Annotated in this window: 1 protein-coding gene; it reads right to left on the minus strand. The window is 45.3% G+C overall.

What is annotated here, in order from left to right; genetic code table 11:
* Nucleotides 1–155: 155 nt before the first annotated feature.
* Nucleotides 156–2741 carry a preprotein translocase subunit SecA gene (gene secA / locus ACO4PX_RS09645; protein ID WP_040648425.1) on the minus strand — a complete coding sequence of 862 codons (2586 nt, stop codon included), beginning with the start codon at nucleotides 2739–2741 and terminating at the stop codon, nucleotides 156–158.
* Between the last annotated feature and the right edge of the window lie 225 nt (nucleotides 2742–2966).

Genomic DNA, 2966 nt, shown 5'->3' on the forward strand with positions numbered 1-2966 from the left:
ACTGCTGCAAGGGCTCTTCCTTGGAGGAAAGTTCTGATTTAAATTGATCAAACTCGATCACAGAGGCTCCTTTCTCATGCTCTTCTTACTATTTACTCTATTGATTCTTGCTTTTGGATCTTAATTCTTACTGCAACGGCTCCTCTGAAGGGCAATTAATTCTTCTGATAGAGGTTCGCGCCGTGGCACTGCTTATACTTCTTTCCGGAACCGCAGGGGCATGGATCGTTGGGATAAATCTTTCTGCCTTCTCTTTGCTTCGGACTTCTTACCGCAGATTCATCTCTATTGGTTGCCAATGGCTTTGCCACCTGCTCTCTTTCCACCTTCTGCTCCAACTTAATCTGGTACAGCACACGGATGGTTTCTTCCTGAATGCTTCTCATCATATTCTGGAACATCTCATAACCGGCAATCTTGTATTCTACCAGCGGATCCTTCTGTCCGTATGCCTGCAAGCCGATACCGTCTCTTAAAATATCCATGTCATCGATATGGCTCATCCACTTCTGATCCATAACCTTCAGAAGAATTACTCGCTCCGCCTCTCTCATCTGCTCAGGATTCGGGAACTCCGCCTCCTTCTGCTCATAAAGACGAATGGCCTCTTCCTTCAATCTCTGGCTCAGCTCATCTCCGGTCATGTTCTCATATTCCTCTTCCGTAAGTCTTAACTTCTTTAAAGGAATAATGCTCATCAGTGTGTCATTCAAGCCGGACAAATCCCATTCCTTGGGAGTCTGTCCCTCTCCGATACACTCGGCAACATAATTATCCACCGTATCCGTGATAAAGCGTACAATGAGAGGACGCATATTGTCCCCCTCCAATACCTTTTCTCTCTCAGTATAAATGACATCTCTCTGATCGTTGTTAACCTCATCATACTTTAAGAGGTTTTCACGGATGCCATAGTTGTTTAACTCAATCTTTTCCTGTGCCTTGGCAATGGCATTGGAAAGCATCTTATGGTGAATCTGTTCTCCATCCGGTACACCCAGAGCCTCAAACATGCCCATCAATCTTTCGGAACCGAAGAGACGCATCAAGTCATCTTCCAAAGAAATGAAGAACTGGGACTGTCCCGGGTCTCCCTGTCTTCCGGCACGACCTCTTAACTGATTGTCGATTCTTCGAGACTCGTGACGCTCCGTACCAACGATATGAAGACCGCCGGCAGCCTTTGCCTCATCATCCAGCTTAATATCGGTACCACGACCTGCCATGTTGGTGGCAATGGTCACCGCACCGTGTACACCGGCCTCCGCTACGATAGCCGCCTCCTGCTCATGGAACTTGGCGTTCAAGACATTGTGCTTAATGCCTCTCTTCCGAAGCATGGAGGATAAAAGCTCGGAGGTTTCAATGGCAATGGTACCTACCAGTACCGGGGCTCCGGTCTCGTGGATAGCCTGAATCTCATCCACTACCGCCTGGAACTTCTCCTTCTTAGACTTATATACCGCATCATCCAAATCAATTCTCTGTACCGGTCTGTTGGTAGGAATCTGGATAACGTCCATGGAGTAAATGTTTCGAAACTCCTTTTCCTCGGTCTGTGCAGTACCGGTCATTCCGGCCTTCTTCTTAAACTTGTTGAAGAAGTTTTGGAAGGTAATGGTAGCCAAGGTTCTGGACTCTCTCTTTACCTGTACATGCTCCTTGGCCTCGATTGCCTGATGTAAACCGTCGGAATAACGACGACCATTCATGATACGTCCGGTAAATTCATCAACAATTAAAACCTCGTCATCCTTTACTACATAGTCCTTATCTCTAAACATCAGATTATGCGCTCTTAAAGCCAGGATAATGTTGTGCTGGATTTCCAGATTCTCCGCATCCGCCAAGTTATTAATATGGAAGTACTTCTCCACCTTCTCCACACCCTGCTGGGTAAGGTTTACGGTCTTTTCCTTCTCATTAACGATAAAATCTCCGGTTTCTTCAATTTCCTCTCCCAAAATTGCATTAATTTTGGAAAATTCTGCAGACTCTTCTCCTCTTTCCAGCTGTTGTGCCAAAATGTCGCAAAGCTCATAGAGCTTGGTAGACTTTCCGGACTGTCCGGAAATAATCAAAGGTGTTCTTGCCTCGTCGATTAAAACAGAGTCCACCTCATCGATGATACAATAATTCAAGCCTCGAAGCACCTGCTGACTCTTGTAAATTGCCATATTGTCTCTCAGGTAATCAAAGCCCAATTCATTGTTGGTCACATAGGTAATATCACAAGCATAGGCTGCCTGCCTTTCCTCTGTGGACATCTCATTCAAAACCGTACCGACGGTTAAACCAAGGTAACGATGCACTCTTCCCATCCACTCGGAGTCACGCTTTGCCAGGTAATCGTTTACGGTAACGACATGAACGCCATTGCCGGCAAGCGCATTCAAATAAGCGGGGCAGGTAGACACCAAGGTCTTTCCTTCTCCCGTTCTCATCTCCGCAATACGTCCCTGATGAAGAACGATTCCACCAATCAGCTGTACGGGGAAATGTTCCATACCCAGCTCTCTCTTAGCCGCTTCTCTAACGGTAGCAAAGGCTTCGGGCAATAAGTCATCCAGGGTTTCTCCCTGTGCCAAGCGGTTCTTAAATTTCTCTGTCTGCCCCTTAAGCTCTTCCTCCGACATAGCTGCCATAGTGCTTTGTAAAGAAAGGATTTTATCCAGCTTAGGTTGAATCAGCTTTAATTCTCTCTGTGAGTGGGTACCAAATATTTTCTCGAAAAGATTCATTATCCTATACTCCTTCTCCATACAATCTCTGTATGGTTCCGTATAAATCTATAACTCATAGATTCTACCATTAGTTCCAAGCTTATTCAAGGTGTTTCAGCCATACAGATTTGTTGATTATTCACAAGATTTTCATATCCTTAGATGAAAAAAAATGCTATACTCCCGAGTTTGACAGTTGCGAAAGAGTCAAGAGCCCATAAACGGCGTAATTACGCCATTTAT

Source organism: Oribacterium sp., assembly GCF_057249185.1.

Excerpts from the sequence above, each read along its gene's own strand:
- secA (WP_040648425.1), bottom strand. The coding sequence starts at position 2,741 with ATGAATCTTTTCGAGAAAATATTTGGTACCCACTCACAGAGAGAATTA.